Origin of the sequence: Microcystis sp. M090S1, assembly GCF_020246295.1 — a bacterium.
GTDB classification, from domain to species: Bacteria; Cyanobacteriota; Cyanobacteriia; order Cyanobacteriales; family Microcystaceae; genus Microcystis; species Microcystis aeruginosa.
The window spans coordinates 1-3,708 of sequence record NZ_JADBTF010000225.1 but is presented as its reverse complement, the minus strand read 5'-3'; the positions used below and the strand labels follow the sequence as shown (position 1 = coordinate 3,708).

Here is a 3,708-nt window from a genome sequence, read left to right as displayed (position 1 = left end):
GTAACTATATCGTCATCGGCTAAATAATAAATAAAAATATTGGTATCATAGACGTATTTCATCCATCCCACTCCCGACGAAGAGACTCTACATGAGATAGCATTGCCGCTTTTTTATCCTTAAGAATACCTTTGGCTTTAATCACCTTTTGATAATCTTTTTGCCAAAGCTGAAGCAGTGAATCTGGCACGTCTGCTGTAATGAAATTTTCATCTTCAGCAATCAGATAATTCCTTGGTATTTTAATCAGTGGCAAAGCTTTTCTCCTAATACCAAACAGTATTTAATGTCTCTCTCTGTCATAGACTATCATTATATATCATCCTTTCCTCATGAATCCCTGACCTCCCAGAAAAATCCAATCATCGCGGCGGTAATCCAAAAATAGTAATAAGTAAAGACTGTAACCAATTAATCGATGCTTGAGTTTGCTCGACCGTCATCCGATTTCTTCTTTCTGCGACTAGGAGATTATTGACAATCTCTAAAGACCAAATTTCGGGAACAAATGCTTCGGCGTTTGGCATTATGTCTAATACTGCGTTAGCATAATCGTTATCTTCATCGACCAAACACCAGCTAATTGCTACCGAACAATCTAAAACAAACTCAATCAAAACCGTCTCCCTTCTTCTCGCATGGCACGAATTTCACTTTTAGGTAAAGCTACAGTTTTTTGAAGGCGGCGCATTCCTGAAATAGCTTGGGTAATAGATTGCTCTACTACTGGGTTGCCCCAGGCATTATAGCGAGGTTTTCTTTCCTCTTTTCTACTTGCTAAATCTTCACTGACTTCTTGAACCGCTTCAACGGTTACTGTAACATTTACTTCAGTGTCTTTAAAATCGGACGGTATATCTAAATGTAAGATTCCATCTCTACCAATCTGAGAACGTAGTTTAATTGTTGGCATATTAAAACCTCGTATATTCTTATCCTTTTGCCCCTTTATAAGCAGTAAAACGTAGTAAAACGTAGGGTGCGTTAGACGGCAAAAATTGCTGCTGTGACTCGAAGGTGACAATCCGTCGTAACACACCACCTATGATCAACATTTACTCATACCGGCGGTTACGTTTGCGGACAATCCAGAGGATAAACCAGATAACCAGGACAAGTAGGGCTATTTTCGACACGGGAGCCAGATATTCTTCCACAAGGGGGTAATTCTTCCCTAAAAAGTAACCTGCTGCCGTTAAAAAAACGACCCAGAGAGTCGTGCCGATGGTGGAGTAAACTAAAAAAGGAATCATCGCCATGTGATTCATCCCGGCGGGTAGGGAAATCAAAGTTCGTACTCCGGGGACTAAACGACAGAGTAAAACCGCTTTACTACCGTGACGGTTAAACCATTGATTAGCTTTTTGAATATCTTTAGCGGAAACGGTAATCCATTTGCCGTATTTATCGGCTAGTTTTTCGATTTTTTCCTCATCCACAACCCGACCGAGATAATACCAAGGTAGCGCTCCGACTACGGTTCCGACAATCCCCGCTACCACTGCCGGAATAAATTGCATTTGTCCCTCATGGACGGTAAAACCCGCTAGGGGCATAATTAATTCCGAGGGAATGGGAGGAAAAAGATTCTCTAAAAACATTAATAGGGCTATGCCTAAATAGCCCATAGAAGTCATTGTATTTGTAATCCATTCAGTCATAATTTTTTAGGATTTAGAAAACAGTTTTAAAGTAAAGTATTTTCAGTGAACTGATAACTGATAACTGATAACTGATAACTGATAACCGATAACCGATATTAGGTTCCGGAAGTCCAGGAGTTGATATATTCTAATTGGGCTTCGGTGAGAGTATCGATTTCAATCCCCATGGCTTGCAGTTTCAAACGGGCGATTTCTTGGTCTAATTCGTAGGGAATCGAGTAGATGCCGGGGGCTAATTTACCTTTATTTTTAACCAAGTATTCTACACCGATCGCCTGGTTAGCGAAACTCATATCCATAACGGCACTAGGATGACCTTCGGCGGCCGCGAGGTTAACTAGGCGACCTTCACCGATAACAACGACGGATTTACCGCTTTTTAGGCTATATTGTTGGGTAAAGTTGCGAACGTCCTTAACATTATCGGCTTTTGCGCCTAAAGCTTGCAGGTCGATTTCAATATCAAAGTGACCGGAGTTGGAAACAATCGCCCCATCTTTCATCAGGTCAAAATGTTCAGCCCGGATAACGTGCTTGTTACCAGTGACAGTGATAAAGATATCGCCTTCTTTAGCGGCTTCATCCATGGGCATAACACGGAAACCGTCCATCGCTGCTTCAATGGCGCGCACGGCGTTAATTTCGGTGACAATTAGATTAGCGCCTAAACCTTTGGCCCGCATAGCGACACCTTTACCACACCAACCATAACCAGCCACAACCACGGTTTTACCGGCAAGGAGGATATTGGTGGCGCGAATGATACCATCAAGGGTAGATTGACCTGTACCGTAGCGATTATCAAAGAAATGCTTGGTTTCTGCGTCGTTAACGTTCATTGCGGGGAAGGATAACACCCCAGCTTTGAGCATGGCTTGCAAACGGACGATGCCGGTGGTAGTTTCTTCGGTAGTACCGATAATGTCGGGTAATTGGTGACTTCTTTCTTTAACTAGGGTGGCCACTACATCACAACCATCATCGATGATAATCTGGGGTTTGTGATCGAGGGCGATTTGAACGTGACGGTGATAGGTGTCGTTATCTTCCCCTTTGATTGCATAAACGGGGATGCCGTAATCAGCGACTAAACAAGCGGCCACATCATCCTGGGTGGAAAGGGGATTACTGGCAATTAATAACGCATCAGCGCCACCGGCTTTTAGTGCGATCGCCAAATTAGCGGTTTCGGTGGTAACGTGACAGCAAGCGACTAAACGCAGTCCAGCAAAGGGTTTTTCGATGGCGTAACGTTCGGCTAATTGACGCAAAACGGGCATTTCCCGTCCGGCCCATTCGATGCGCTGTTTGCCGATGGGGGCTAAACTAATATCTTTGATGTCGTATTTCTGTTGAACTGGTGTTGCTACCATAAGGGGTTTTCCTTAAATACAAGCCTAGGCTATTGGTTAATTTAACTTAACATTGTCTGGGTATTTTGGCTAATGTCAAGCTTTCGGCTGGTTTTTTATATAGTAAAAAGTTATCAATCCCTCGCTGACCTATCCAGAAATCGGTACATTTTCTCTATTTTAGGTAATTATATAGTACAATAAAACTACTGTATGATCTAAATCAAGCTAGAAATCTCTATCTGGTGATGATAAGATAAAGTGATGGGCGAGAAACTGACAGGCGTTAATCCCAAGATAATCCAATGGGCAAGAGAAAGGGCGAGATATTCTCTTGAGTCTGTGGCGGTCAAGTTTAAAAAAGAGGTTTCTGTTATCGAGAAATGGGAGTCAGGAGAGGACTTTCCTACCTATAGTCAATTGGAAAAGTTAGCAGAAATATATAAACGTCCTCTCGCTTTATTCTTTTTCCCAGAACCTCCCCCAGAAGCGGAGGAAAAACAAGAATTTAGAACTTTGCCAGACTTTGAAATCGAAAATTTGGCCGCCGATACTATACTTTAGACGTTCATAATCTGAGATTTATTAAACTTCTGAAATCGTAGAGTCAGCAAGGAATCCAGTTCTTTTTTATGTTTCAGATGGGCATCATTCAGACATTCATAAATAGCTGAAGAAAAGTCAGAAAAGTT

General features: G+C 42.1%; 6 protein-coding genes and 2 pseudogenes. 1 reads left to right on the top strand and 7 read right to left on the bottom strand.

Annotated features, from left to right (window positions below; translation table 11 throughout):
• Nucleotides 1-58: 58 nt before the first annotated feature.
• From IM477_RS10175 to ahcY, 6 genes are all read right to left on the bottom strand, one after another.
• A complete protein-coding gene (locus tag IM477_RS10175; protein WP_287731608.1) occupies nt 59-256 on the bottom strand; it encodes a hypothetical protein in 198 nt (65 codons plus the stop codon).
• 106 nt (nt 257-362) lie between these two features.
• Nucleotides 363-617 (bottom strand): type II toxin-antitoxin system VapC family toxin, encoded by a 255-nt coding sequence (locus IM477_RS10170; RefSeq protein WP_271926818.1) that lies wholly within the window; start codon nt 615-617, stop codon nt 363-365.
• Nucleotides 614-913 carry a hypothetical protein gene (locus IM477_RS10165; RefSeq protein ID WP_002795863.1) on the bottom strand — a complete coding sequence of 100 codons (300 nt, stop codon included), beginning with the start codon at nt 911-913 and terminating at the stop codon, nt 614-616. Before IM477_RS10165 ends, IM477_RS10170 begins: the two co-directional genes overlap by 4 nt.
• 19 nt (nt 914-932) lie before the next feature.
• Nucleotides 933-1,055: a hypothetical protein gene (locus tag IM477_RS10160; RefSeq protein ID WP_287731607.1), complete on the bottom strand. Its 123-nt coding sequence runs from the start codon at nt 1,053-1,055 to the stop codon at nt 933-935.
• The gene (locus IM477_RS10155) at nt 1,056-1,661 is read right to left on the bottom strand and encodes a DedA family protein (protein ID WP_106908852.1); all 606 of its coding nucleotides are present in this window, start codon (nt 1,659-1,661) and stop codon (nt 1,056-1,058) included. It lies immediately after the preceding gene.
• Between the two features lie 98 nt (nt 1,662-1,759).
• Nucleotides 1,760-3,037 carry an adenosylhomocysteinase gene (ahcY, locus tag IM477_RS10150; RefSeq protein ID WP_287731606.1) on the bottom strand — a complete coding sequence of 426 codons (1,278 nt, stop codon included), beginning with the start codon at nt 3,035-3,037 and terminating at the stop codon, nt 1,760-1,762.
• Nucleotides 3,038-3,280: 243 nt separating this feature from the next.
• Here ahcY and IM477_RS10145 point away from each other — a divergent pair.
• Nucleotides 3,281-3,574, top strand: a pseudogene (locus IM477_RS10145) (helix-turn-helix domain-containing protein); the annotation flags it as partial.
• A 2-nt stretch (nt 3,575-3,576) separates the two neighbouring features.
• On the opposite strand, the pseudogene IM477_RS10140 reads toward IM477_RS10145, so the two are convergent.
• A pseudogene (locus tag IM477_RS10140) lies at nt 3,577-3,708 on the bottom strand (IS630 family transposase); the annotation flags it as partial.